24 protein-coding genes and 2 tRNA genes are annotated in these 25,913 nt (G+C 61.2%); 15 read left to right on the top strand and 11 right to left on the bottom strand.

Translation table 11 applies throughout. The annotated features are described in order from the left end of the window. Window position 1 precedes the first annotated feature (1 nt). Both PPN31114_RS06555 and lpdA read left to right on the top strand, forming a co-directional pair. The gene (locus PPN31114_RS06555; RefSeq protein WP_150678619.1) at window positions 2–583 is read left to right on the top strand and encodes an Ntn hydrolase family protein; all 582 of its coding nucleotides are present in this window, start codon (window positions 2–4) and stop codon (window positions 581–583) included. A gap of 20 nt (window positions 584–603) precedes the next feature. Next, window positions 604–2,379, top strand: a complete 1,776-nt coding sequence (gene lpdA, locus PPN31114_RS06550) for a dihydrolipoyl dehydrogenase (RefSeq protein ID WP_150678618.1) — start codon at window positions 604–606, stop codon at window positions 2,377–2,379. 262 nt (window positions 2,380–2,641) lie between these two features. On the opposite strand, the gene PPN31114_RS06545 is transcribed toward lpdA, so the two are convergent. Continuing rightward, window positions 2,642–3,202: a phasin family protein gene (locus tag PPN31114_RS06545; RefSeq protein WP_150678617.1), complete on the bottom strand. Its 561-nt coding sequence runs from the start codon at window positions 3,200–3,202 to the stop codon at window positions 2,642–2,644. Window positions 3,203–3,685: 483 nt separating this feature from the next. On the opposite strand from PPN31114_RS06545, the gene PPN31114_RS06540 reads away from it, so the two are divergent. From PPN31114_RS06540 to PPN31114_RS06520, 5 genes are all read left to right on the top strand, one after another. Next, window positions 3,686–4,627: a histone deacetylase family protein gene (locus PPN31114_RS06540; RefSeq protein WP_150678616.1), complete on the top strand. Its 942-nt coding sequence runs from the start codon at window positions 3,686–3,688 to the stop codon at window positions 4,625–4,627. A 137-nt stretch (window positions 4,628–4,764) separates the two neighbouring features. Then, the gene (locus tag PPN31114_RS06535) at window positions 4,765–5,703 is read left to right on the top strand and encodes a DMT family transporter (protein ID WP_150678615.1); all 939 of its coding nucleotides are present in this window, start codon (window positions 4,765–4,767) and stop codon (window positions 5,701–5,703) included. A 57-nt stretch (window positions 5,704–5,760) separates the two neighbouring features. Further along, window positions 5,761–6,609, top strand: a complete 849-nt coding sequence (locus tag PPN31114_RS06530) for a nitroreductase (RefSeq protein ID WP_150678614.1) — start codon at window positions 5,761–5,763, stop codon at window positions 6,607–6,609. 188 nt (window positions 6,610–6,797) lie between these two features. After that, on the top strand, window positions 6,798–8,066 hold the full coding sequence (gene pbpG, locus PPN31114_RS06525; RefSeq protein WP_150678613.1) for a D-alanyl-D-alanine endopeptidase: 1,269 nt from the start codon (window positions 6,798–6,800) through the stop codon (window positions 8,064–8,066). A gap of 379 nt (window positions 8,067–8,445) precedes the next feature. Beyond that, window positions 8,446–9,042, top strand: coding sequence for a hypothetical protein (locus PPN31114_RS06520; RefSeq protein WP_150678612.1), 597 nt, complete (start codon window positions 8,446–8,448; stop codon window positions 9,040–9,042). Here the strand turns inward: PPN31114_RS06520 and PPN31114_RS06515 are convergent, their stop codons facing one another. Next, window positions 9,043–9,870, bottom strand: a complete 828-nt coding sequence (locus PPN31114_RS06515; protein ID WP_150678611.1) for an IclR family transcriptional regulator — start codon at window positions 9,868–9,870, stop codon at window positions 9,043–9,045. It abuts the gene before it with no gap. A gap of 317 nt (window positions 9,871–10,187) precedes the next feature. Between PPN31114_RS06515 and PPN31114_RS06510 the strand changes: the two genes are divergently transcribed. The 4 genes from PPN31114_RS06510 (at window position 10,188) to PPN31114_RS06495 (ending at window position 14,642) form a co-directional block, all read left to right on the top strand. Then, on the top strand, window positions 10,188–10,784 hold the full coding sequence (locus PPN31114_RS06510; protein WP_150678610.1) for a hypothetical protein: 597 nt from the start codon (window positions 10,188–10,190) through the stop codon (window positions 10,782–10,784). A 206-nt stretch (window positions 10,785–10,990) separates the two neighbouring features. Next, entirely contained in the window at window positions 10,991–12,331 is a 1,341-nt protein-coding gene (locus PPN31114_RS06505; RefSeq protein ID WP_150678609.1) for a hypothetical protein, read from the top strand. A 93-nt stretch (window positions 12,332–12,424) separates the two neighbouring features. Continuing rightward, on the top strand, window positions 12,425–13,150 hold the full coding sequence (locus PPN31114_RS06500) for a (Fe-S)-binding protein (protein ID WP_150678608.1): 726 nt from the start codon (window positions 12,425–12,427) through the stop codon (window positions 13,148–13,150). An 82-nt stretch (window positions 13,151–13,232) separates the two neighbouring features. Beyond that, window positions 13,233–14,642: a lactate utilization protein B gene (locus tag PPN31114_RS06495; RefSeq protein ID WP_150678607.1), complete on the top strand. Its 1,410-nt coding sequence runs from the start codon at window positions 13,233–13,235 to the stop codon at window positions 14,640–14,642. 109 nt (window positions 14,643–14,751) lie between these two features. On the opposite strand, the gene PPN31114_RS06490 is transcribed toward PPN31114_RS06495, so the two are convergent. The 6 genes from PPN31114_RS06490 to PPN31114_RS06465 all read right to left on the bottom strand — a co-directional run bounded on the left by PPN31114_RS06490 (window position 14,752) and on the right by PPN31114_RS06465 (window position 19,794). After that, the gene (locus PPN31114_RS06490; RefSeq protein ID WP_150678606.1) at window positions 14,752–15,411 is read right to left on the bottom strand and encodes an amino acid ABC transporter permease; all 660 of its coding nucleotides are present in this window, start codon (window positions 15,409–15,411) and stop codon (window positions 14,752–14,754) included. Between the two features lie 135 nt (window positions 15,412–15,546). Beyond that, window positions 15,547–16,344, bottom strand: coding sequence for a transporter substrate-binding domain-containing protein (locus tag PPN31114_RS06485; RefSeq protein WP_150678605.1), 798 nt, complete (start codon window positions 16,342–16,344; stop codon window positions 15,547–15,549). A gap of 86 nt (window positions 16,345–16,430) precedes the next feature. Next, window positions 16,431–17,459 carry a quinone-dependent dihydroorotate dehydrogenase gene (locus tag PPN31114_RS06480; RefSeq protein ID WP_150678604.1) on the bottom strand — a complete coding sequence of 343 codons (1,029 nt, stop codon included), beginning with the start codon at window positions 17,457–17,459 and terminating at the stop codon, window positions 16,431–16,433. Window positions 17,460–17,571: 112 nt separating this feature from the next. After that, on the bottom strand, window positions 17,572–18,384 hold the full coding sequence (locus PPN31114_RS06475) for an arginyltransferase (RefSeq protein ID WP_150678603.1): 813 nt from the start codon (window positions 18,382–18,384) through the stop codon (window positions 17,572–17,574). 2 nt (window positions 18,385–18,386) lie between these two features. Further along, window positions 18,387–19,145, bottom strand: coding sequence for a leucyl/phenylalanyl-tRNA--protein transferase (gene aat, locus PPN31114_RS06470; RefSeq protein ID WP_150678602.1), 759 nt, complete (start codon window positions 19,143–19,145; stop codon window positions 18,387–18,389). 34 nt (window positions 19,146–19,179) lie between these two features. Beyond that, complete coding sequence (locus PPN31114_RS06465; protein ID WP_246182470.1) at window positions 19,180–19,794, bottom strand: NUDIX hydrolase; 615 nt, start codon at window positions 19,792–19,794, stop codon at window positions 19,180–19,182. Between the two features lie 210 nt (window positions 19,795–20,004). On the opposite strand from PPN31114_RS06465, the gene PPN31114_RS06460 reads away from it, so the two are divergent. Together PPN31114_RS06460 and PPN31114_RS06455 are read left to right on the top strand one after the other, a co-directional pair. Then, a tRNA-Met gene (locus tag PPN31114_RS06460) sits at window positions 20,005–20,081 on the top strand. Between the two features lie 122 nt (window positions 20,082–20,203). Then, window positions 20,204–20,668, top strand: coding sequence for a GNAT family N-acetyltransferase (locus tag PPN31114_RS06455; RefSeq protein WP_150678601.1), 465 nt, complete (start codon window positions 20,204–20,206; stop codon window positions 20,666–20,668). On the opposite strand, the gene PPN31114_RS06450 is transcribed toward PPN31114_RS06455, so the two are convergent. Further along, window positions 20,637–21,521 carry an EamA family transporter gene (locus tag PPN31114_RS06450; RefSeq protein WP_150678600.1) on the bottom strand — a complete coding sequence of 295 codons (885 nt, stop codon included), beginning with the start codon at window positions 21,519–21,521 and terminating at the stop codon, window positions 20,637–20,639. The genes PPN31114_RS06455 and PPN31114_RS06450 overlap by 32 nt on opposite strands. 240 nt (window positions 21,522–21,761) lie before the next feature. Here PPN31114_RS06450 and dusA point away from each other — a divergent pair, with 240 nt between their 5' ends. Together dusA and PPN31114_RS06440 are read left to right on the top strand one after the other, a co-directional pair. Continuing rightward, complete coding sequence (dusA, locus tag PPN31114_RS06445; protein WP_150678599.1) at window positions 21,762–22,799, top strand: tRNA dihydrouridine(20/20a) synthase DusA; 1,038 nt, start codon at window positions 21,762–21,764, stop codon at window positions 22,797–22,799. 174 nt (window positions 22,800–22,973) lie between these two features. Beyond that, window positions 22,974–23,049: transfer RNA gene (locus PPN31114_RS06440), tRNA-His, on the top strand. Window positions 23,050–23,291: 242 nt separating this feature from the next. Here the strand turns inward: PPN31114_RS06440 and PPN31114_RS06435 are convergent. Together PPN31114_RS06435 and PPN31114_RS06430 are read right to left on the bottom strand one after the other, a co-directional pair. Next, window positions 23,292–24,455, bottom strand: a complete 1,164-nt coding sequence (locus tag PPN31114_RS06435; protein WP_150678598.1) for a hypothetical protein — start codon at window positions 24,453–24,455, stop codon at window positions 23,292–23,294. A gap of 149 nt (window positions 24,456–24,604) precedes the next feature. Beyond that, window positions 24,605–25,846, bottom strand: a complete 1,242-nt coding sequence (locus PPN31114_RS06430; protein WP_150678597.1) for a hypothetical protein — start codon at window positions 25,844–25,846, stop codon at window positions 24,605–24,607. Between the last annotated feature and the right edge of the window lie 67 nt (window positions 25,847–25,913).

Raw genomic sequence — 25,913 nt, 5'->3', positions numbered from 1 at the left:
CATGACCACCGTGGTAGTCGTCAAGAAAGCGGGCGAAATCGCGATTGCCGCTGATTCGCTCGTGACGTTCGGCGACACGCGACTGTCGCAGTCCTATGAGGAAAACCGCAAGGTGTTTCTCGTGGGCGATTCGTATATCGGGTTAGCCGGTACGACGGCGCATTTTCCGGTCATGCGAGCCATTCTGTCCGGCATGAGCGACGAGTGCCGTCTGCATTCGCGCGACGAAGTATTCCGCACGTTCTGCCGCGTCCATCAGAAGCTCAAGGAAGAATATTTCCTCAATACGAAGGAGGAAGAAGACGATCCGTACGAGTCGTCGCAGATCACCTGCGTGATTGCGAATCCGACCGGCATTTACGGCGTTTATTCCTACCGGGAAGTGTTTGTTTTCGATCGGTTCTGGGGCATCGGTTCGGGGCGTAATTTCGCGCTCGGTGCCATGTATGCCCTCTACGATCAGGATCTGAGCGCAAGCGCCATCGCCGAGGCCGGCGTCAAAGCGGGCGCGGAGTTCGATAAGAGCTCTGCGGGGCCGTTTCAGGTGCACACGTTTCCGATCGATACCACTATCAAGTCATAAATGCGACAGGGAGACCCCGCATGAGTCTCATTGAAGTCAAGGTGCCGGATATCGGCGCAGAGGGCGTGGATGTCATCGAAGTGATGATCAAGCCCGGCGACAAGATCGCCAAGGATGCGTCGCTCATTACGCTGGAGTCCGACAAGGCCTCCATGGAAGTGCCCTCGGAAGTGTCGGGCACGGTCAAAGAAGTGAAGATCAAAGTGGGCGACAAGGCGAGCCAAGGCACGCTGATCGCTATCGTCGAGGCTGAAGACGCAGGTGCTGCGAAAGCCGCTGCACCCGCGGCTCCGGCGGCGGCACCCGCCAAGCCGGCCCCGGCAGCGGCACCTGCCGCACCGGCAGCGCCTGCACCGGCCGCCGCCACGCATAGCGGCGGCGCCGACACCGAATGCGAAGTGCTCGTGCTGGGCGCTGGCCCGGGCGGGTACTCGGCCGCATTCCGTTCGGCCGATTTGGGTCGCAAGACCGTGCTCGTCGAGCGTTATGCCACGCTCGGTGGCGTGTGTCTGAACGTGGGCTGCATTCCGTCGAAGGCACTGCTGCACACGGCTGCTGTGCTGGAAGAGGCGCAGTCGCTGGGCCACCATGGCATCTCGTTCGCCAAGCCGGAAGTCGATCTCGACAAGCTGCGCGCGTACAAGGAAAGCGTGGTCGGCAAGCTCACCGGCGGTCTGGCCGGCATGGCGAAGATGCGCAAGGTCGAAGTCGTGCGCGGTGTGGGCACCTTCCTCGATCCGAACCATATGGAAGTGGTTGCCGAAGATGGCAGCAAGCGCGTGGTGAAGTTCGCTCAGGCGATCATCGCCGCGGGCTCGCAAGCCGTGAAGCTGCCGTTCTTGCCGGAAGATCCGCGCATCGTCGACTCGACCGGGGCGCTCGAACTGCGCCAACTGCCGAAGAAGATGCTGGTCATCGGTGGCGGCATCATCGGTTTGGAAATGGCCACGGTGTATAGCGCACTCGGCACCGAAATCGACGTCGTCGAAATGCTCGACGGCCTGATGCAAGGCGCCGATCGCGATCTGGTCAAGGTCTGGGAGAAGATGAACGCCAAGCGTTTTGGCCGCGTCATGCTCAAGACCAAGACGGTGGGGGCTGAAGCCAAGGACGACGGCATTTACGTCAAGTTCGAAGGCGAGGCCGCTCCGGCAGAGCCGCAGCGTTACGATCTGGTGCTGGTCGCAGTGGGCCGCAGCCCGAACGGCAAGAAGATTGGCGCTGAGAAGGCGGGCGTGTCGGTGGGTGATCGCGGTTTCATCTCGGTCGACAAGCAGATGCGCACGAACGTGCCGAACATCTTCGCCATTGGTGACGTCGTCGGTCAGCCGATGCTCGCGCACAAGGCCGTGCACGAAGCGCACGTTGCGGCAGAAGCGGCTGCGGGTGAGAAGGCGTATTTCGATGCCATTCAAATTCCGTCGGTGGCATACACCGATCCGGAAGTGGCATGGGCCGGCAAGACCGAAGATCAGTTGAAGGCCGAAGGCGTGAAGTATGGCAAGGCCGTGTTCCCGTGGGCCGCTTCGGGCCGTGCCATCGCCAATGGGCGCGATGAAGGTTTCACCAAGGTGCTGTTCGATGAAGAGACGCACCGCATTGTGGGTGGCGCCATCGTTGGCACACACGCAGGCGACTTGATCGGTGAAATCTGTCTGGCGGTCGAAATGGGCGCCGACGCGGTGGATATCGGTAAGACGATTCACCCGCACCCGACGCTGTCGGAATCGGTCGGCATGGCCGCAGAGATCTACGAAGGTGTCTGCACCGACGTGCCGCCGGCTCGCAAGAAGTAATTAGCGACGTAGCGGGCATCCGATGTTGGGTGCTCGTTTGAGTGCTGAGTCGAATAAAACCGCCACTCCCTCACGGGATGGCGGTTTTGTTTTTTGTGCGGGTAGGGTGGAACCGTGTCGCGCCCCAAAAAGAAAACCCGGCGCGAGGCCGGGTTCGAAAGGTACCTGCGGTACCGAGGAGACAACTGGTGTCGCGGCATCCAACGGGACTACCGCGATCAATTTTCAAGCGTCCCTCGTACAGCTAATTGGACGCAGACGATTACTTCTTGGCGGTTGCGGCGCGCGAGGCTTGAGCAGCAGCCTTCGTTGCAACGTTGGTCGCCGCGGCGAAGTTCGTTTCAGCGATTTCAACGGCTTGCTTGGTCGCCTTTTGCACGCTGTCGAATGCGCTGTTGGCAGCGGACAGGGCCGACTTGGCGAGTGCAACGGCCGACTCGGAACCGGCCGGGGCGTTCTTGGCCAGGTTGTCGAACAGCGCTTGCACATTCTGCGAGCTCTCAGCCAGTTGGGCTTCGGCCACCTTGGTCACTTCGGCTTGCGTCGACGAAGCGATTTCGTACAGGTGACGGCCATAAGCGAGTGCCTTTTCGGCAGCCGGTTGGACGAGGTTAGCTTGCAGAGCGAGCAGTTCCTGCGCGTCCTTCACAGCGAAAGCCTTTTGCGCGGTCGATGCGGATTCTGCGAGCGATGCCTTCACAGCTTGCAGGTTCAGTTCGACGAGCTTTTCAACGCCTTCAAAGGCTTTGTTGGTCAGGCCAAACAGGGTTTCGAGGTTGGCCTTGTGGGCGGCAGCGAGTTGCTCGGGGGTCAGAAACGACATGGCGTTCTCCTATGATGTCATACACAACATATCGACCCACTCCGTGTTCGCTTGTTGGTTCTCACCTTATTTCGGTGAAAACACGGTTGGGGCCTTTCGGTGAGTGCGATGTTCTTTGCTGCATCGCACAATTGCAAGTGTAGAGATATTTTTGTCGCTGTCAAGTCTTTTTTGTGCGGCGCAGCAATTCAACAAAAGCTTACAAAATCAAAAGGTTGGGGCGTGTGTGAACAATGCGTGACACCGCGCTGCGGCGAACCTGTGCACCTCCCTGGAAAGCCTTGATTGGTGCGGCTTTGCACCGATTGGGGGCGCGGCGAACCCGGCGCGGCGGTGGTACTATCGCTGGGTTCCGGCACTGGCGGAGCGGTGACTCGCAGCGAAAATCCGAAGGGTTTTTCTAATCGGCTGCGACGGATCGCGCGCCGGTGCCGATGTCGTTCAACGCCTTTTGCGTGCCGCGTCCGCCGGCCAAACGTGTCGATGCAAGCGTTTTACAGCGACCATTTCGTCCTGCCTCTCCCCCCCGGGCACCGTTTCCCCATGGAAAAGTACGCGCGGCTGCGCGAACGGGTGGCGGCCGAGTTGCCGCAGGTGACCTTGGCGGAAGCGCTGCCTGCCGACGACACGATGCTGCGGCGAGTCCATTCGGCCGATTACGTGGCTCGCGTGAGTGCAGGGGCACTCGACGCCAAAGAACAACGCGACATCGGTTTTCCCTGGTCGACACAGATGGTCGAGCGCTCGCGCCGGTCGGCGGGCGCGACCGTGGCCGCATGCCGGGCGGCGCTGGTCGATGGCGTGGCCGCCAACTTAGCCGGCGGCACGCATCACGCCTACGCCGACCGTGGTGAAGGGTTCTGTGTATTCAACGACGCCGCCGTGGCGGCGCGTGCGATGCAGGCCGAACTCGGCGCCGGTACGCGCGTGGCGATCATCGATCTCGACGTGCATCAGGGCAACGGCACGGCAGCGATCTTCGAACATGACCCCAGCGTGTTCACGCTATCGATGCATGGCGAACACAATTATCCGTTTCATAAGGCGCGCGGCGATCTCGATATTGCGCTGCCCGACCGGTGTGGCGACGACGAGTATCTGATTGCCCTCGGGCATGCGTTGACGGACCTATTCGCGCAATTCACACCGGCGCTCGTGATTTATCTCGCCGGTGCCGACCCCTTGGAAAACGATCGGCTTGGCCGACTGTCGCTCACGCACGATGGTTTGCTCGCGCGCGATCGCAAAGTGCTCACGGCGTGCGTCGAGCGTGGGCTGCCGGTGGCCATTGCGATGGCCGGTGGTTACGGGCGCGACATCGATCAAACCGTCGCAGCACACTTTGCGACACTTCGACTGGCCAGCCAATTCCAGCGCTCCGGTCGTCGACTTCAGGAAGTGACGATGCAGAGCATTCTCGTATGACCGAGCGGACTGAGGGGGCTGTACCCACCGCCGCAGATTTGACGAACCCGGCAACTAGTGGGGCAACCAGCCCAGCGTCTCACCCGGCAACGTCGACCTCACTTTCAAGCGGACGCGCATCGATCTGGTCGGCCGCCATGCCCTGGTGGTTTGTCCTGATATGGAGCACGGGCTTCATCGTCGCCAAGTACGGCATGCCGAATGCCGAGCCGCTGACATTTCTCACGTTGCGCTATGGCGGCACGCTGATCGTGATGCTGCCGATCGCATTGCTGACAGGCACGCCATGGCCGCGCCGTGAAGTCGCGGGGCGGCAGGGGGCGTCTCAGGTGAATTGGGCGCTCTACGGCCGCCTCGCCGTGTGCGGCATTCTCATTCAGGCGGTGTATCTCGGCGGTGTCTGGGCGGCCATCAAGCACGGGGTGCCTGCCGGGTTGGCCGCACTGATCGTCGGCATTCAGCCGCTGCTCACCGCGCTCTTCGCTAGGCTCATCGGCGAGCCTGTATCGCGGCGTCAGTGGTTTGGGCTGCTGTGCGGGTTTGTGGGCGTTGGGCTAGTCGTCGCCAATAAGGTGGGCGTTCGCGGTGTGGGCCCGGCAGCAATCGCGCTGTGTGTGCTGAGCCTGGTCGCCATCACCGCGGGCACGCTCTATCAGAAGCGCTTTTGCGCGCACTTCGATTTGCGTGTCGGCACGATCGTGCAATTCGGCGCCGCCTTCGTGGTGACGCTGCCCGCCGCATACCTGCTCGAAACCATGCAAGTGCGATGGAACGTCGAAATGCTCGGCGCGTTGGCATGGTCGATATTGGCGCTCTCGATCGGCGCCATCTCGCTCTTGTTCTTGTTGATCCGGCACGGCGCCGCGACCAAGGTGTCGAGCCTCATGTACCTGACGCCGCCGACCACGGCGGTCATGGCCTGGTTGTTGTTCGGCGAGACGCTCTCGCCGTTGAGTGCGGCAGGGATGGTGGTCGCTGCGCTGGGCGTAGCGCTGGTCATCGAGCGCACCGAACGGCGTTCGGTATCCGCCTCGGGATCGACGTCTGCCTCCGCCGCTGCGAAGCGTAGAACGTGACGTCGACCGTACATCACGCTGACAAACCCCATTCGTAAGAGCTACGTAGAAGACGCTATGAAACACGATCATCCGCACGGGGCGGCCCCGCAGAACGGACAAACGTCGCAAGCGCACGCCGCCACCCAATTGCACGCGAGCGACCGGATACCTGATGGGGCGGGCGTGACAGGCGGCCTTGGGGAAAGTACGCCCCCGGCGCTTGTCAACGGCTTGACCGGTCCGCGCGTGGAACATGTCGACGAGGCCATTCGCAGCCGCCGCTCGATTCGCGCTTTCCTGCCGACGCCGGTGCCGCAGCAAACCGTGGCCGACATGCTTTCGGTAGCGTCGCGTGCACCGTCCGGCAGCAACATCCAGCCGTGGCAAACCTACGTGCTGACGGGAAAGTCACTGACCGCGCTCACGACGCGCCTGCTCGACACGTTCAACGACCCGGCACAGCGTGTGATGCATGAAGAAGAGTATGCGTACTACCCGCGCGAATGGACCGAGCCGTATCAGGCGCGGCGTCGCAAGGTGGGCTGGGACTTGTATGGCTTGCTCGGCATCGGACGTGAGGACAAGGAGCGCATGCATGGTCAGCATGGCCGCAACTTCCGATTCTTCGATGCGCCGGTCGGGTTGATTTTCACCATCGACCGGCATCTGGAGCAGGGGAGTTGGCTGGACTACGGGATGTTCCTGCAAAGCATCATGGTCGCAGCGCGGGCTCGCGGTCTCGACACGTGTGCGCAGGCGGCGTTTGCCATGTATCCACGCGTGATCGCGGAGGTATTGCGCTTGCCCGAATCTCGCATGGTGGTTTGCGGTATGGCGTTGGGTTATGCCGATCCGGCCGCGGCCGAGAACCAACTCGTCACCGAGCGTGCGCCACTCGACGACTGGGCGCACTTTTTGAATTAACGTATATCAAGATTTTGGAGTTATTTGGCATTTTGTGGCGAGTGTTGCATTTGCCTGGTTGCGGTGCACAAAACTGCCAGATGCCGGTTTAAGTATTTCAGCTAAGTCATTCATATTGCTTATTTTTTGGGAAGTTACTAAACTTCTCCCAAACTCGTTGCCTGCCAACCTTTCGCTACCCCCAATCTATGTACGCGATCACCACCCTTGCACGTTTGTGCCGCGCCCGCCTCTGGGGTGCTGCCGTCGTGGCGATCTCGCTCGCTGCCGGTGCGCCGGCCGTTGTCCACGCAGCCGGTAAGACGAGCGAATGCTCGCCCAAGACTGCCAAGACTGCGGCTCAGAAGCGCGCCTGCGCGAACGCCAAGCCCGTCGCTAAATCCACCACCAAAGTCAGCGCGAAACGCGCCGTCGCCACCACGGCCTCGCGCGATACCAAAAGCGCGACGAAAGCCGGCGGTAAAGCGCGCAAGCTCGCTGCCGTCGACGACGACGGACCTGCGGCGAAGCGTGTTGCCGTCAAACGTGTCGTCTTCAAAAACGGCAAGCGTCATGTCGTGACGTCGTATCGCACCGTCAACTTTGCGCCGCAAGCGCCGGAACGTCTGTCGACGGGTCGTGCGTTCGGTCTGCATGAAACGCCTGACGCGCTCGCTCTGCGTTCGTCGGTGGCTTATGTGATCGACGAGCGTACCGGCGAGTCGCTGTTCGACAAGAATTCCCAAGCGGTGCTGCCGATCGCTTCGATCTCGAAGCTGATGACGGCGATGGTGTCGCTCGACGCCGGCATTCCGATGACGGAACCCATGGAAGTGACCGACGAGGATCGCGACTACGAGAAGGGTACGGGATCGCGTCTGTCGGTGGGCTCGCGCCTCACGCGTGAAGACATGCTGCACATCGCGCTGATGTCGTCGGAAAACCGTGCGGCGGCGGCGCTCTCGCGTTACTTCCCCGGCGGACGCCCGGCGTTCCTGGCGGCGATGAATCGCAAGGCCAAAGAGCTCGGCATGAACGACACGCACTTCAACGACCCGACCGGGTTGTCGAGCCAGAACGTGTCGAGCGCGCGTGACCTCGTGAAGATGGTCAAGGCTGCGTATCAGTACCCGATGATTCGCCGCTTCTCGACCGATACCAACTACGACGTCAACACTGGCCGTCGCGAGTTGCATTACGTGAGCACGAACCATCTGATCGGTCACCCGGGCTGGGAAATCGGTCTGCAAAAGACGGGCTACATCAACGAAGCGGGACAGTGCCTCGTGATGCAGGCGAACGTCGACGGCCGACCGGTCATCATGATTCTGCTCGACTCCACCGGCAAGTATTCGCGCTTTGCCGACGCCACGCGCGTTCGCAAGTGGCTGCTTGAAGGTGGCGGTACGGCGCCGCAACGCACGGCGGGTAACACCCCGACCGCGCAAGTGGCAACCAACGGCGCGCACGCGCTGTAAGTCACATCGCTTGTCGGCGCGCCTCGCGCGCCGCGGCTCTCAAAAGGCGCTCCTTCGGGAGCGCCTTTTGTTTTGCGCGCGTGAAATAGCGTTTTGGATTCCTTATCGGTGTATTGCTGCCCCATCCAACGTAAGTCGACGCCCGATTGTCAAAGCGAGCCAAGCGCGGACATCTACGCTTGCGTCTGCCAATCAGATGGCATTGACGTACCGATCACGCCGACGCTCGGTAACGGTAAAAGCAACGGTGACGGCAAAGGTAACGAAACGGGAAAGCGGAGGCGATATGCATGTTGGAAGGATGGGGGCAATCACGCATGAAGAAGCGCGCCAATGGGATATGCCGAGCATGCGCCCGGCGGTACAGCGTACGCGAAGCATGGGGCAGATTTACGAGCAGATTGCCGCAAACCTGGAACAGGCGCACCAGCACGTGATAGCCACCGATGGTGATCGGGCATCGTCACATATGGGGCAAGAGATCGACGTCTTCCAAGGGCGTGTTCACAAGCGTATCCAGCGATCGTTTAAGCGTAGCGATTTCTGCTTTGCTCGCGGCATGCGCGGAGGCGGCTTCAACCGGTCGGTGCAGGAGCAGTGGGACGTGGCGAATCCGTCAAAGCTGACAGCTTCCGCGCGAAATCTGTATGACTTTCTTCAGGACGTGGATGCGCGTAGCGGGGCGATCTTGTCGCGGGCAGCGCGGTATCAGGCGAGCGCCGCGCTGTCGATGATTGCGCACGACAACGCGATCTACGAGCAGGCCCGTTCCTCGCTGATCGCGGAATTGATGGTGGTCTCCGCGCAGGCCATGATGCACACGAACGACACCCGTGCGCAGTTCGGGCCTGAAAGGGCATCGGCGCTGCCGCCGGAGGAGGGGCCGCCACCGTATTCGCCACCGTATGCGCAACCCGAGGCGCCACCGGCTCCGATGGCGTCACCATCGGCTCCGGTACTCCCTGCGCGCTTGTGATTACTCGGCCGTCACCACGTGAGACGCCATGTGACCGGCGTCAGGCGTGGGGACATGAAAGCCCAGCGATGCCGAGATCAGCAGTGCCGTCTCGTTCAGATTGGCCAGCCACGCGTCTTGAAGGCGATCTGCCGGTGCCGAGAGCGACAACCCGGCGACGAGCTTGCCGCTGTCGTCGTAAATGCCCGCCGCGATGCAGCGCACGCCGAGTTCGAGTTCTTCGTTGTCGCGCGCGTAACCCGACTTGCGCACGTGACTCAGTTCTCGTTCGAGCTTTTGCAGATCGGTGATGCTGTTGCGCGTGTGCCCCGACAACCCGGTGCGCGTCGCATACGCACGCACACGTGCTGCTTCGTCCGCCGCCAGAAACAGTTTGCCGACCGACGTCAGATGCAAGGGCGCATGGCCGCCGATGGCACGCACGACTTGCATGCCGGAGCGCTCGCTATAGGCGCGTTCGATGTAGACGATTTCATCGCCCTGACGCACCGACAGGTTGACCGTTTGTCCCGTGATGCGGTGCAAGCCGCGCATCGGCGAGAGGGCGGCATCGCGTACCGAGAGGCGCGCCTTGACCAGATTGCCGAGCTCGAGCAAGCGCATGCCGAGCCGATAGGTGCCCGGGTCGCAACGGTCGACAAAGCGGCAAGCCACCATGTCGTTGAGGATGCGGTGTGCGGTGGAAGGATGGAGTTCGGTGGACTGCGCCAACTCCTTGAGACTGACGGGGTCGGCATGTCCGGCCAGCGCATCGAGCAGTCGCATCATGCGCTCGATCACCTGAATGGACGTGCGCGATTCCGCGCCTTGCGTGCTGTCGTCTTTCATGGGGTAGGGCCGAGTTTCGTATAGCGTCGATTCTATATCATATGGTGAAAAATTCGCAGGACTTCCCGTAGAGGAGTCTTGCGAATTGCAGAAGGAGCAATTGGATGGAAGCGATGAACGCCCGTCAGGCGAGCCACCAGCGACCGCGCGTGGGTACCCGGCGCTCAATCGCAGGCACACCTGCCACGCAGCGCGGGCTTTGTGGCGCAGCCTTTGCCCGAGACGTTCGAAAGTGCCTTCAGGCAGGCAGAGGTGACGTGCCAGTGTCGTTCCCCGTGCGATTCCCCCAGACGATTCAAGAGGCCCGGCACCTGTTGATGGCCGATCTTCGCGAAGTCATGCGACAAGTGTCGTCGCCCAATCGGTGGCAGGCGCACGGCGCGCCGAAAATCGAAACAGTAACGGTCTTGCTCAATACGGTGGATGCAGAGGTCTGTCGCTTGGGTGACGTCACGGACCCTGCTTCGTTACTGGGCAAGGTGCTCGGGGGGACGACGCCGAGCGTGAGAGAACAGTTCGGCCGCATGGGGCACCTCACGCCTACGGCCAAGGCGTTGTTCGACGAGCTCGTCTGCATGCAAGCGGCCACGCATGGCCTGCGATACGCATTGCAATGCCGCAGTCTCGACTGGCGCGGCGCGCCCAACGCCTGCCTCACGCCCGCGGGCAGCAGCGTGTGGATTGCGCAACATGCCGCTATCGACGGCGTGAAAATGTCGCGCCAGGCCATGTTGATGGCGTTTGCTGCCGGGCAGCGACGCAAGGACGAGCGGCTTTCGGCCTCCTTCAATGGCATCGCCAACGCCCATCGGCAATTGGCGGCGATATGCGAACAAAGCGCCGACGCGATGGAGTTCATTCGCGACGATGCGCGGCGCCGTGAGTGGCAATCGCGCATCAGTACCGATCTCTAGACGGACGAATGTTGTCTTGGATTCGCTTTGGCGTTGCATCGGGGAGTGCGTCGATTCCAAGGACTCTGACGACGTAAACCGAAAGTGGACGCTACCCAGTCTCGTTACGATTCACTCCGTTTCCCTTTTCACGCACGGTGCTCAATGGCGGCGACAAAGTGCAGCCGCTTTGCCGGCGCCGCGGCATCACAACGGAGATAGCTGTCATGACGTACTTGGCGAGTCACCCTGGCGTCGCGATGTGGGCGTTGGAGTCGTTGAATTTCTTTGGGAAGGAGCGGTATTCGAAAGGGGAGCCGCTGATCTATGAGCCAGCGACGATCGGCCCTCGAAAGGAGGGCATCGCGGAAGCCACGGGGCAGTCGATTGCAGAAAAGCGCGCAGCGATTTGCGCGAAATTCGAAGCGTTGAAGAATACAAGGCGCGAGCCGAGCCATGACATGCGATATGTCGAGGCTTTGGAGAAGACATTCGAGAAGACTTTTGAGAAGGCGACGTCGGGGTATCGGAAGGGTGGTTTGTGGGACGGGTTCTGGCGCTATTCGAAGCAGCCGGGCAAGTGGATGCCGCATTATCTGGTCGGCAATCAAATTCACGAAAAAGATACTGATCAACTAACGCCGTCGGCTAAGCGTTTCGCCCTAATTCTGGATCAGCTTATCGAGGCGTTAGAGCGGGGCCGGCAATCGATGGAGGCGAGCGAGCAGGTCCGAGCCCTGCATCACCCTTCCAGCTTGGCAGAACGCGCAGGCACCTCCGGGCAGAGGGGGGACCCTGTTGAGACTGCTGAGCACGTCTGTCGGCTCGTTGACATCAGCCAGCAAAGCTGCGAGTTGGCCCGTCAGGCGCTTGAGGAGGCAAGTGGGCAGGTCTGGCCCGATAAGAAACATTACGGAAAACGCCAGATCCTCTCCTTCGTCCTTGCTTCTGTCGCAACAGCCATTGCCATTCTCGGTTTGGCGATTTCGGCGCCTATCCTGTCGTGTCTTGGCGTCACCATGACGGCAGCGACTAGAGGGGTAGGTCTGGCGAGCATTCGCGGTTTTGACCGCGAGCGAAGTTGGAAGGCCATAAAGGGCCTGCTAGATGCAACCAAGCAATTCATCACCCTTGAAGGAGACACAATGAAAACGGACGTTAGCTTGGCGCAGTTACGATCGACGGCGCGCCTTTTTGAAGGTCAGGAAAACTTGAGGATGCGCATTGATGATGCTCAGGCGAACCTGAGGGGAGGGCAGGAAAACCTGAGTGTGCGCATTGATGATGCTCGGGAGAGCTTGAAAGGAGGGCAGGAAAACTTGAGCGGCAAGCTCGACGAGTTTCGAGAAGAGTTGCGGCGTGTTGCGATAGCAGCGGGAGTCTACGCGGCAACATCCAACGTGACGGCACCTAGCGCACCCTCGAGTGCACCGTCGGGCGAGTCGTCCAGTGTGATGTCAAGCGCTACGGCGACACCGGTCGGCACGCCGCCGAAGCCTCTCCCCGCCCCGATGCTTCGGACGCAATCTCTTCAAACTTTCACCGCTGCCCCCACCCGATTCGCCTAACCCATCCTCCATCCGCCGCATGCGGGAATCCACGCTGGGCCGTCACGGCCCAGCGGCCTATAATGGCGCATTATTCCCAGAAGAGGATTCCCCATGCGCGTCGGACTCTTTGTCACGTGTCTGATCGACCTGATGCGTCCGGAGATCGGTTTCTCGACGCTCAAATTGCTCGAGACCGCCGGCTGCGAAGTCATCATCCCCGACTCCCAGACCTGCTGCGGTCAGCCGGGCTACAACTCCGGCGAGCGGGCCATCGCCCGTGATCTCGCCCAGAAATTCCTCGACGAATTCGAAAGCTTCGACTACGTGGTCGTGCCCTCGGGCTCGTGCGGCGGCATGGTCAAGTCGCATTACGGCGACCTCTTCGCCGACGATCCCGAACTCATGGGCCGCTACGAGCGCCTGCGTCCGCGCGTGTTCGAACTCACCGATTTTCTGGTGAACGTGTTGCACGTCGAGACGGTGCCCGGTGACTACAACGGCGTGGTGACCTATCACGACTCGTGCTCCGGGCTGCGTGAGCTTGGCGTCAAAACGCAGCCGCGCGCGCTGCTCGCCAAGATGCCGGGCGTCAAGGTGACCGAGATGAAAGACTGTCAGGCCTGCTGCGGCTTTGGCGGCACCTTCGCGCTGAAATACGGCGACATCTCCACGGCCATCGTCGACGAGAAGTGCGCCAATATTGCCGCCTCCGGCGCACCGGCCGTGGTGCTGGGCGATCTGGGCTGCATGCTGAACATCGAAGGCCGTCTGCGCCGCACCGGTGACACGAAGACGCGCGTGCTGCATATCGCGCAAGTGCTCGCTGGCGATGCCTGAGCGCACGGTGCTTCTTCCGACTATTCCGCCCACCTGCGCCGCCGTTGCGCGCGGGTGCGCTCATCATTTCTCGTGAGCCGCGATGCAAGTTCAATCGATGCAATTCAAGGCGCGTGCGGGGCAGAAGCTCGCCGATCAGCGTCTCCAGGCCAACCTCAAAAAGCTCTCGACCAAGTTCGTCACGGCTCGCGCGACGGCAATCGAAGAAATCGATTTCGATGCCACGCGCGAAGCGCTCAAGGAACGGCGTAACCGCGGGCTCGAAAACCTCGATGTCTGGCTGGCGATGTTCGAGCGCGAAGCCACGCGCCGCGGCGCGACGGTGCTCTTCGCCGAATCGACGCAAGACGCTGCACGGCTAATCGCCGAGATCGCGCGCAAGCACGAGGTGAAGAAGGTCATCAAGTCGAAGTCGATGGTCACCGAAGAGCTTCAGCTCAACAAGGTGCTCGCTGACATGGGCGTGCAGTCGGTGGAAACCGATCTGGGCGAATACATCCTTCAGATCAACGACAACGAACCGCCGTCGCACATCATTGCGCCGGTGGTGCACAAGGATAAGGACGAAGTTGCCGACTTGTTCGCGCGCGTGCACCAGAAGCCGCGCCTGACAGAAATTCCGGCGATGACGCGTGAGGCGCGCGAGATGCTGCGCCCGCAGTTTCTGTCGGCAGACATGGGGGTCACGGGCGGTAACTTCCTCATCGCCGAGACCGGCTCGGTTGCCGTGGTGACCAACGAAGGCAACGAGGGCATGTGCACGATCATGCCGCGCGTGCACGTGGCGGTCACCGGTATCGAGAAGGTGTTGCCGACGCTCGAAGACTTGGCGACCGCCATGCGCTTGTTGCCGCGCTCGGCGACGGGGCAGGGCACGTCGAATTACTTTTCGCTGCTGACCGGCACGCGTGCCGAGGGCGAAGTCGACGGGCCCGATCACATGTACTTCGTGCTCGTCGATGGCGGGCGCACGGGGTTGATCGGCGGTGCTTTTCAAGAAATGTTGCGCTGTATCCGCTGCGGCGCGTGTATGAACCACTGCCCGGTGTATCAGAAGATCGGCGGCCATGCGTATGGCTGGGTGTACCCGGGGCCGATGGGCTCGGTGCTGACACCGAGTTATGTCGGGCTGGAAAAGACACTGGACTTGCCGCAAGCAGCGACGCTGTGCGGCGAGTGCAACCGCGTGTGTCCGGTGGGCATTCCGATTTCGGATTTGCTGCGCAAGCTGCGCGAGCGTCAGGTCGAGCGCGGGTTGCGTCCGTGGCAAGAGCGGGCGGCGCTCGCTGCATGGGGTTTCGCGGCACGCCGTCCGCGGTTGTACTCGGCGCTGTCGGGGCTTGGCACGTGGGTGCTGGGCCGCATGGGACGCGATCGCGGCAGCATTTCGAAGCTGCCGTTCGCCGGTGGCTGGACCAACACGCGTGAGATGCCCGCACCGAGCGGCAAGACGTTCCGGGCGATGTATCGGGAGCGTCGCGCGCCGCGTTGAGTCGGCCGTATTAGACGGCGGTTGCTACAGCGCGAAAAAAAGGCCGGGACTTCAGAAGTCCCGGCCTTTTTCGTATTTGAGAATCCCCAGCGGGGGCGCGTTCGGTGCCTCAATGCCGCGACGGCAGTGCCAAGCGCTTTTCGATGCGTCGTTGCAGCGCTGAGAGTCCCGTCGACAACACCCAATAAATCGCGGCACACGCGAGATAGAGGGGCAGCGGTTGATACGTCGACGCGATCACTTCCTGTGCCGAGCGAAGCAACTCGGTCACGGTAATCACCGACACGAGCGACGTGTCTTTGATCAGGCTGATCAGGCTGTTGCCGAGGCTCGGCACAGCCATGCGCAGCGCTTGCGGGCCGATCACATAGCGCAGCGTCTGCCAATACGACAACCCGAGACTGTACGACGCCAGCCACTGACCGCGCGGCATGCCTTCGAGCGCGCCGCGCATGCTCTCGGACAGATACGCGCCCACGTTCAGGCTAAGCGTCAGCACACCGGCCGGGGTTGGCTCAAGCGAGATGCCGACGCTGGGCAAGCCGTAATAGATCACGAAGATCTGCACCAATAGCGGCGTGCCGCGCATGATGCTGACGTACCCGCGAGCAAGGGCGCGGAACACGCGGATCTTGCCGATCCCCATGATCGCGACGACGATGCCCAGCGCCAGACCGAACACCATCGACATCACGGCGAACTTGATCGTGAGGACGGTGCCCTGCAACAGCACGGGCAGGGATTGTGCGGCGAGTTCGAATGGATCCATGGCGGGGGATAGATCGTTTTAGATCGTGCTAAACGGCAAAGGCCGACGCCCGCAGCTTTGCGTGACGTCGGCCGTGTTTATGCGCGATGCGGCGTTGCCGTCAGGCGCGTTCTTATGGTTTTCAGCGTTGCTCGATTACTTCGCCGGCTTTGAGGTGTCTTCACCGAACCACTGCTGCGAGAGCTTGGCGAGCGACCCGTCTTGCTTCATTTGCGTGAGCGCATCGTCGATGGCCTTCGCAAATTGCGGATTGCCCTTGCGGAACGGGATGCCCACCGACTCGTTGGCACCCTGCAACACGGCGCCCGGGCGCAGCGGCAGGTTCGACGTCTTGATCAGGTATGCCAGCATCAGGCGGTCGTTGAGCGCGGCGTCGATACGCTGCGATGCCAGATCGCGCAGATACTCGGGCGCACCCGGATACGTGCGTACGTCGATGCCCGCCACCGATTTGGCCAGCGTGTTGTAGTTGCTGCCCAGGCTTACGCCGAGTTTCTTGCCCTTGAGATCGTCAAGCGACTTGAACTCGCGCTTGTCGTCCTTGCGCTGAATCAGCTGCGCGGCGGAATACACATACGGCTGGCTGAAGTCGACCGACTTCTTGCGCTCGTCGGTAATCGCGACCTGATTGACGATGACGTCGAACTTGCCCGAGACGAGCCCGCCGATGATGCCGCTCCATTCGGTCGTCACGAACACCGGCTTCACGCCGAGCTTGGCAGCGACGGCTTTGGCGACGTCGACATCGAAACCTTCCAAGTCACCATTCGCGCCGCGATAGTTGAACGGCGGGTAGGTGCCCTCGATGCCGATCTTGAGCACGCCGGCCGATTTCACGGTGTCGAGCAAATCGGCAGCACGCGCGGCGGACGTGCCCACAAGGGCGGCGGCGGCCAGCGGCACGAGGCACAGCGTCTTGAGCCAGGTTTTCATGGTGATGGATTCTCCGTCGAATGAAAGTGCGCCGCTTGCTGGCGAGATCGCCTCGCTCGGACAGGCCTGAACAAGCTTGGGACAGATCAGGCCGGTCGCAGCGCTTGCACGCATTCTCGCACTAGCTCGGGGCCGCGGTAAATCAATCCGCTATACACCTGAACCAGGCTGGCGCCTGCGTCGAGTTTTGCACGGGCGTCGGCCCCCGAGAGAATGCCGCCCACACCGATAATCGGCAGCGCGCCGCCCAGTTCCTTCGCCAGCGCACGGATCACGCGGTTCGACGCGTCGAACACGGGGCGTCCCGACAGCCCGCCGGTTTCATTGGCGTTCGGTTGACCGGCGACGGCTTCGCGCGAGAGCGTGGTATTGGTGGCGATCACGCCGTCGAAGCCATGGCGCGTGAGCGTACCGGCAATGACCTTGATTTGCTCGTCGTCGAGATCCGGCGCGATCTTCAGGGCAATCGGGACGTACTTGCCGTGCCGGTCGGACAGCGCGCGCTGCTTTTCCTTGAGCTTGCCGAGCAACGCGTCGAGTTCGTCGCCGCCTTGCAGTTGGCGCAAGTTCTTCGTGTTGGGCGACGAGATGTTGACCGTGACGTAGGTGGCGTAAGGGTAGACCTTCTCGAGGCAGATCAGATAGTCGTCGACCGCGCGCTCGATCGGCGTATCGGCGTTCTTGCCGATGTTCAGGCCGAGCGGCCCTTTATAGCGCGCCGATTGCACGTTTTGCAGAAACTGTTCGACGCCGCCGTTGTTGAAGCCCATGCGATTGATGATCGCTTCGGCTTGCGGCAGACGGAAGATGCGCGGCTTCGGATTACCGGCCTGCGGGCGCGGCGTGACCGTGCCCACTTCAACGAAGCCGAAACCGAGTGCGGCCAAGCCGTCGATGCAACTGCCGTCCTTGTCGAGACCGGCGGCCAGCCCGACCGGGTTCGGGAAGCGAATGCCCATCACCGTGCGCGGATCTTCCGGCAGTGACTGGCCGACGAGACCGGCCAGGCCGAGCGAGGCAGCGCCGCGCAGGGTTGCCAGCGTCAGATGGTGGGCTTGTTCGGCATCAAGGCAGAACAGGGCGCGACGAGCCAGGGGATAGAGGGGCGCAAGCACGATGTCGGGTTCGGCGGAATCGGAAAGCCGCCATTTTACCGGTATCCCGGACGCAGAACGCGTCTTTTTCTACGCTCTGCGTACGTCCGGGGCACGGCGCAGCGCACATTGTCTAGCTGGCGCTGTCGCTATTCGAGGGTGGCGGAGTGGGCTCACCGGCGGCGTCGAGCAAGGCGTCGGCCATGTCTTGCCATTGCCCGTCGATCAGCCCTTGCAGCGGGCGGAAGTTCGCCTTGTAGACCATCTTGCGGCTCGCTTGAATCCAATATCCCAGATAGACATGGGGCAGCCCCAGCGCGCGGGCCTGCTCAATTTGCCAGAGGATGTTGTACGTGCCGTACGAAGCGCCTTCGACATCGGGGTCGAAGAACGTGTAGACCGACGACAGGCCGTCGCTCAGGATGTCGACCATGCTGATCATGCGCAGCGTGCCGGCCCCTTGATGACCCGGCGGCTCGCGGAACTCGACCAGACGCGAATTCACCCGGCTTTGCAGCAAGAACTGCTCGTACTGCTCGCGGCTGTCGTGATCCATGCCACCACCGGCGTGACGCCGCGACTGGTAGCGCATGTAGAGTTGGTAGTGCTCTTCGGTGTAGTGCAGGCCCGACACATTCACCGCGAGACCGGCGTGACGTCGCCAGATGCGGCGTTGGGTCCGGTTGGGGCCAAAGCGATCGATCGGCACGCGCACCGGCACGCACGCACGGCAGCCATCGCAATACGGGCGATACGTGAACACACCGCTGCGGCGAAAGCCTGCGCGAACGAGTTCACTGTAGACGTCGGAGTTGATCAGATGGCTCGGCGTGGCAACCTGCGAGCGCGCCGTGTGATTGTCGAGATAGCTACACGGATAGGGGGCTGTTGCGTAGAACTGGAGGGCAGACAGCGGGGAGAGCGGCAGTTCGTTGGGATGGGTCACTGCTAAACCTCGTGAGCCTTATCTGCTGCGTTACCGTAGGCCAGGCCGGTGAGGATCTGTTTGTCGAGATGCCAGACCGGCGCGGGGGCCGCGACCGCCTTTTGCACGTGGGTCAGAAACGCGTGGCGGGAGATCTCGCCGCCGCCGAGTGACGCCAAGTGGGCGGTACTTTGCTGGCAGTCTATCACCTCTATTGCGTGTGTGCGTGCAAAGGAGACGAGCGCGGCCAGCGCGATTTTCGAGGCGTCGGTGCGTTTGGCGAACATCGATTCGCCATAGAACATGCGTCCGAGCGCCACGCCATAAAGGCCGCCGACGCGCTCGCCGTCGTACCACGTCTCGATGCTGTGGGCGAGACCGGCGTCATGCAATGCGCGGTAAGCGGCAACGATGGCGGGCGTGATCCACGTGCCGTCCTGTCCGCGGCGCGGTGCTTCTGCGCACGCCCGCATGACGGCGGGAAAATCGGCATCGAGGCGGATTTCCCAGGCGTCTTCACGCAGCACGCGGCGCAACAGCTTTCGGAAGTTATGGCTGACGACGAACTGCTCGGGGCGCAGCACCATGCGCGGGTCGGGGCTCCACCACAACACCGGCTGGCCCTGCGAGTACCACGGGAAGATGCCTTGCCGGTAGGCGGCGAGCAGCCGCTGCGGCGAGAGGTCGAGGCCAGCGGCCAGCAGGCCGGGCGCTTCGCTGGACGCGGGGAGCGCATTGTCGGCCGGGGGGAAGGGATCGTTAGCTTCGAGCCAGACAACCATGTCGGGGCGGCGAGGGGAGCGCGATGTGACGCGCTTAGCCGCGCAACATCGGCGTGAGGATGTCCTCGGTGTGTGCCGTGTTTACGGGCAACGCGGGCACCGGGACGCCAGGAACTCCCTCTGCCGTGGTGGCTTCCATATGCACGCCGAATGCGCCTGCGCGGCGATCTTCAAAGAAGAACCGCAGCGTCTTGGCCACCGTTGGGAACGCGATATCGTCCCAAGGGATCTCGTCTTCGGAGAACAGGGCGACTTCCAGGCTTTCTTCGCCGGCGGCAAATTGCGGCTCGCGCATTTGGGCCAGATAGAAGATATGGATTTGATTGACGTGCGGGACGTTGAGCAGCGAGAAGAGGGCGCCGACGTCAACGACGGCACCGGCTTCTTCGAGCGTTTCGCGTGCGGCGGCTTGCGACGTCGTCTCACCCATCTCCATGAAGCCTGCGGGCAGCGTCCAGTAACCCAAACGGGGCTCGATCGCGCGCTTGCAAAGCAGGACTTGATCGCCCCAAACCGGCACCGTGCCGAGCACGTTGCGGGGGTTCTGATAGTGGATCGTGCCGCAGTTCACGCAGACGTGCCGCTCGCGGTTGTCACCGGGCGGAATGCGCAACTCGACCGGATGGCCGCAGGCGGAACAGAATTGGATGGGAGGGCGTCGGTTCATGGTTGCTGCGAGTGTATCATCGGCGGCGCGCGCTGTGCGGCGACGCATGCAGCGTTGCGGGATAACCCGTTCTATATAGGAAGCGTGCGGCATGTCGAAGCGGTGGAAGCGGTGGCGACGCGCCTCAGGAAAAATAATCCCACGCATTTGTTGCACTGCGATGGCGATTGTCATATAATCTATTTCTTCAGACGCGGGGTGGAGCAGTCTGGCAGCTCGTCGGGCTCATAACCCGAAGGTCACAGGTTCAAATCCTGTCCCCGCAACCAAATTTAAAAGCCTGATTTCCACAAGAAATCAGGCTTTTTGCGTTCTGCCTTAGTCGTTTTGCATCCGTCGCGCGTCATGCGCATTCCACGTCAACGCAAGCGATATCCGATCCGGGTCTCTCATGTCAGGCATCTTCACGACCAACGAAAGCGAATTCGACGCCATTACCGAATTGTGGGAAGCGTCTGTGCGTGCAACGCACGATTTTCTGAGTGACGACGATATTGCGTGGCTACGTCCCCGCATTCGCGACGACTATCTTGCGGCGGTAACGCTGCGTGTCTTTCTTGACGACGCGGGTGCTATCCGTGGCTTTCTTGGCGTGGCACAGGGCAATGTGGAGATGTTGTTCGTGGCGCCCGAAGCGCGCAGGCAGGGTATCGGCGCCGCATTGCTGGCGTACGCGGTGCGCGAGCTCGATTGCACGAGTGTCGACGTCAATGAACAAAACCCTCAGGCGCTGGCGTTCTATCAGCGTGAGGGTTTCGAAGTGATTGGCCGCTCAGAACTGGACGGGCAGGGCCGTCCGTTCCCGCTGCTGCATATGCGGTTGGCTACTGCGAAGACGGCAGCAGACGCTGTTTGATTTTCGCGCCGAACACGTTGACGGCGAGGCCCGCCATCACCAGCGCGGCGCCCGCGATTTGCGGCATGGTGAGTTGCTCGTCGAGCAGCAGCGCAGCCGAGGCGAGGCCGATGATCGGCACGAGCAGTGAGAACGGCGCGACCTGACTGGCCGGGTAGCGCGTCATCAATCGGCCCCACAGACTGTAGCCGACGAGTGTGGCGATAAATGCCAAGTAGGCGATGGCGAAGATCGACGCACCCGAGATGTGCGAGAGCGACGCGCTGATTTGCTCGGGGCCCTCGAACCAATAAGACAGCAGCGCGAAGGGAATGGGCGGTATCAGGCTCGCCCACACGACGAGCCCGACGAGATCGACCTGCCCGATCTTCTTCGTCACGATGTTGCCCGTGGCCCAACTGAGCGACGCGCACAGCGTGAGGACAAAGCCGAGCAGCGTCATCGCGCCGCCGCCTTGCGCACCGATGATGGCGAGGCCCGCAGCCGCGATGAGCAGGCCAACGATGTTCTGCGCGCGGAACCGCTCGCCCAGACACATGACTGCCAGTCCGAGCGTGAAGAAGGCCTGCGCCTGAAGTACGAGCGAGGCGAGGCCTGCGGGCATGCCGACGTACATCGCGGTAAACAACAGTGCGAACTGGCCGAACGAAATGCTCGCGCCGTACGCGATCAGCCAGCGCCACTGCACATTGGGTCGTTTGACGAAGAAGATGGCCGGAAAGGCCGCCAGCAAAAAGCGCAGGGCACCGAGCAGCATCGGTGGCACGCCATGCAGGCCGACTTTGATGACCACGAAGTTCACGCCCCAGGCAAGAACGACGATCAGTGCCTGCAACAGATCCTTCGGGGCCATGGCGGCGTCTCCTTGTGCTTGTTTTTACGACATTGGCGAAGGCGAAAGTGTACTCCCCGAGCGTCTACGCTGTCGTGTGAAAAAGTATCGCCAAGTCCCGCCCACAACGCCGGGGCGCCGTCGGCGAGGCCGATACGCATGACGTATACTTCGTGTTTTGTATCGTAAAAGACGCCGTGCGCGAGCGCGTGTCGGCGTTGGCTGTTCGAAAGATCACATAAGAAATACCGAGGAATTTGCATGAACTTGCCTGCCCGCCGCGTTTCTGTGGCGCCGATGATGGATTGGACCGATTCGAATTGTCGAGTCTTCCATCGCCAGCTTTCGCGCCACACGTGGCTGTATACAGAGATGGTGACCACCGGTGCGCTATTGCACGGTGACGTCGCGCGTCATCTGGATTTCGATGCGATCGAGCATCCGGTGGCATTGCAGCTCGGCGGAAGCGAGCCGCAGGATCTCGCGCGTGCGGCGAAGCTGGGTGAGCAGTGGGGTTACGACGAAATCAATCTGAATTGCGGCTGCCCGTCGGAGCGCGTGCAGCGCGGGGCGTTTGGTGCGTGCCTGATGGCGGAGCCGGAATTGGTGGCCGATTGCGTGAAGGCGATGCGCGACGTTGTGCAGGTGCCGGTCACGGTCAAGCACCGCATCGGCATCGACGACGTTGAGTCGTTCTCGTTCGTCGAAGACTTTGTCGGCAAGATCGCGCAGGCGGGGTGCAGCACGTTTATCGTTCATGCACGCAATGCCATTCTCAAAGGGCTGAGCCCGAAAGAGAATCGCGAGATTCCCCCGCTCAAATACGACTACGCGTACCGGTTGAAGCAGGCGTTCCCGCATCTCGAGATTCTGATTAATGGCGGCGTGAAGACGCTCGACGAAGTCGCGCTGCATTTGCAGCACGTGGATGGCGTGATGCTCGGCCGCGAGGCGTACCACAACCCGTACGTGCTAGCCGAAGTCGATGCGCGTTTTTACGACGACCCTGCGCCCGTGAAGTCGCGTGAAGCCGTGGAAGATGCGTTGATCGAATACGCCGCCGCGCAAGTCGGGAAAGGGCAGTATCTCGGCGCCATTACGCGCCACGCGCTGGGACTGTATCGCGGCGTGCCGGGCGCGCGCGGATGGCGTCGCATTCTGTCGGATCCGAAACGACTCAAGGCTGGCATCGGTGCCTTCGAAGAGGCGCGCGAGCAACTCCGCGCTGGCGCATTGGCGGACCGCGATCGCAACGACGCGCGCGATGGGCACGAAGTGTCGTCGTTAGCGTCGGCGTGATGTGTGGGACGCGCGGCGGGTCATCGCCGCGCGAGATGAGCGCGACGCGCATCGATCGCGCGTGTGAGCCAAGAAATATTTAAAAGAAGTGAAAAAAGTGCTTGGCAACGCGCTAATAACGTCGCTATAATCTTGTTTCTGTTCAGCAAGCAAGTCATGTTGTTGATCACGGCGGTGGCCGTAGCTCAGTTGGTAGAGTCCTGGATTGTGATTCCAGTCGTCGTGGGTTCGAGTCCCATCGGTCACCCCAAAATCCCCTTCGCGGATTTTTGCCGCCACCCGTAGTTCTTCTGTAGTCCTTCCCACTTTTTGTTGCAACGTGCCATTGGGCGCTCGGCTGTTATCGGCTTCATCTCGCGCTTTCGTCGCGCTGGTGCCATGCGCAGCAGCTGTCCGTGCTATCCGCTATGTGCGGTATGCCCCAAAAGCAAAACGCCACGAACGCGTCGATGTACTGACAGGTCCGTGGCGTCGTCGCTTGGGCGGCGAAAGCTATACCGTGTGAGTTTTGCGTTGCCGCGCAACGTCGACCAGCAATGTGAGGGCGGTCGCGAACAGCAGGCCTGCTAACACCGAGAGCGCCATCAGCACGATGGACGGCGGTCCGGAGGGATTCGCGGGCGTCGTCGGGCCAGACGAGAAACGCGGTGCGTCGATGTTCTGCGCGTTGATGCGTTGCACTGGCAGCATCAGTTTGTTGCGCACTTCACGGGTCATGTCGTCCGCAATTTCGGCATCGCCAAAAAAGGCCTTGAGCGCGTTGAGATAGGCCTGCAGCAGTTGGCTGCCCGTCAACGTCGGCTTTGCCGTCTCATTAAACGCATCGTAGAAGCGCAGGGCAATGTCATTCTGTGCAATACGGCGTTTGAGCCGCTCGGCGTCCGCTCGGGTCGAGGCAATTTCCGACTCGATACCAATCATCTGTGACATGGGCGACAGGAAACGTGCCGATTCCGCACCGTTTGTACTCAGTAACTGGTGCTGCTCCAGCTTGGCGGCGTCGGGATAACGGGCGGCAATGTCCTTCGTTCGGGCCAGCCGCTCGGTCAGATCAGCCTGTTTCACGCCGTTCTGGATGAGCAAATTGTCCAGCGTTTGTTTGTCTTCAAGTGCCTGCATGTTCGCGCGCCGCACGTCGTTCGTGAGCGTTTGGCGCAGCATCGTGTCGGTCAGAAAACCAGCAAGCAATCGAAGTCGGGCAGCCGCTTCGGTGCCGGACAAGCGACTGGGAATCGTCAGGTCGAGACCCACCGACGTCAGATTCTCGTTGTCTTTCAGATTGAGAAAGGCGAGATCGTTCTTGCCGTAAGGCATCACCAGCGCGACTTGCTTGCTGAGAAAGCGCTCGCTCAGGGCGTTGGTGAGGAATTTCCCCGCAGGCGAATCGATGGCGTTATTGAGGGTCAGATATTGTCTGAGCAACGCATCATCGTAAAAAGCAGGGCTTTCGGCCTTGTACTGCGTCAGATTTTGCTTAACAAGCAATAGGCCCTGACTCTCGAAACGATAGAGCAGTGAGCTCATCAAAAAGTACAACGCCATTGGGATGGCAATGGCGAGCGCTAACCAAAGAGCCCAGTATCGCTTGATGCGTTCATACAAAATGATCCCGATATTCCCTTCGGGATTAGATGCGTACCCAGCCAAATTCACCATCGTTTATTCCTGACGCCAGCGCAATAGAGTTATACCGATCTGCGAAAGCCGCCAAGGATATCAGAGCAAAATGTCTGTTGTGCTGCTTCCGACGAAGAAGCATGCACAAAAAAGCCGCTCAAGGGAGCGGCTTTTTCAATTTGTTTCGTTTAGGCCCGTCGCGCTTCGCGAGGCGGATCGCGGTGAGGCATCTCGGTCACGGTGGGCAAGACGGCATCCGGCAACAGGTTCCCGGGGCCCCGTGCGCGCTTTCCGATGACGACCAGATCGTAGGCCAACGTGGCGAGTGCGGCGAGAATCGCGGCAATTGCCGCCGCGGCGAACATCAAAATCGGTGCCGCGGGGCCTTGCATTCCCGACGGAACGGTGGGGCCAGACGTAAATCTCGGCGCGTCAAGCCCTTGCGAGCGCATGCCCAGAACAACCAGCAGTTGGCCGTTGTACACCTCTCGGCGAGCGTCGTCGGTCGGGCTGATATTGGCGAAATACTTGTTGATCGCGTCGACGTACGTGCTCAGCAGCTGTTCGCCCGTGGGGTCCGCCGGAATTTTCGTGAACAACCCCTCGTAGAACTGAAGGAGGATGTTGTTCTGCTTTTCCTGGCGCTTGAGGCGATCGAGGCCAGTCTTGAGCGAGGCAATATCGGACTCGAGGCCAATCATCTGTGCCATGGGCGACAGGAATCGCCCAGAGTCGCCCGACGTCGTCAGCAACTGACGCTCGTTCATTCGAGCCGCTTCAGGATAACGCGCGGAAATCTGACGCAGATCGTTCAAGCGAGTCGTCATGTCGCGCAGATTCAGTTCGTTCTCGATCAATTGGTTGTCGATCGACTGCTTCTGGCTTCGTGCGGCCATGAGCTTGCTGCGCAGTTCCGACGTCAGCGTTTGCTTGAGCATTGCATCGACGACGAAGCCGGCGAGCAGTTGCATGCGCGCGGCGGCTTGCTCGCCCGACGTGCGGCTTTGCACTGCCAGATCCAGGCCGGTGGAGATCAGCGCGGAGCGGTCTTTGTCGCCGACATAGCGTGCGTCGTCCTTGCCATAAGGCATCGTCAGCGTGACGTGTTTAGCGATGAAGGCGGCACTGAGTGAGTTCAGGAGGAACTCGCCTTCGGGGGTGTTCAGCTTATTCTTGCTCGCCAGATAATGGCGCAACAATGCGCCGTCGTAGAACGCTTGGCGTTGTGCGTTATAGAGCGAAACGTCGCGACGAAGCAGCACGAAACCCTTGCTCTCGTACTTGTACGCGAACGTATGAATGACCACATACAACACTGCTGCCAGCGCAACAGTCAAAAGAAGAAACGGCTTCCATCGTGCTGCGAGTCGGTAAGCCCAGTTCGGGATCAACGGCTCTTCAGCTTCCCCGTTGTGAATGTTCGCATTCATTTTGAAATCTCTTGACCTCGTACGAATTTTTCTTACTCGGTCGGCACATTAACAGATTAAGTACCCT

It is taken from the genome of Pandoraea pneumonica (assembly GCF_902459645.1).
GTDB classification, from domain to species: Bacteria; Pseudomonadota; Gammaproteobacteria; order Burkholderiales; family Burkholderiaceae; genus Pandoraea; species Pandoraea pneumonica.
Note: the sequence above shows the minus strand (reverse complement) of the source record. Positions and strands in the feature narration are given on the sequence as shown.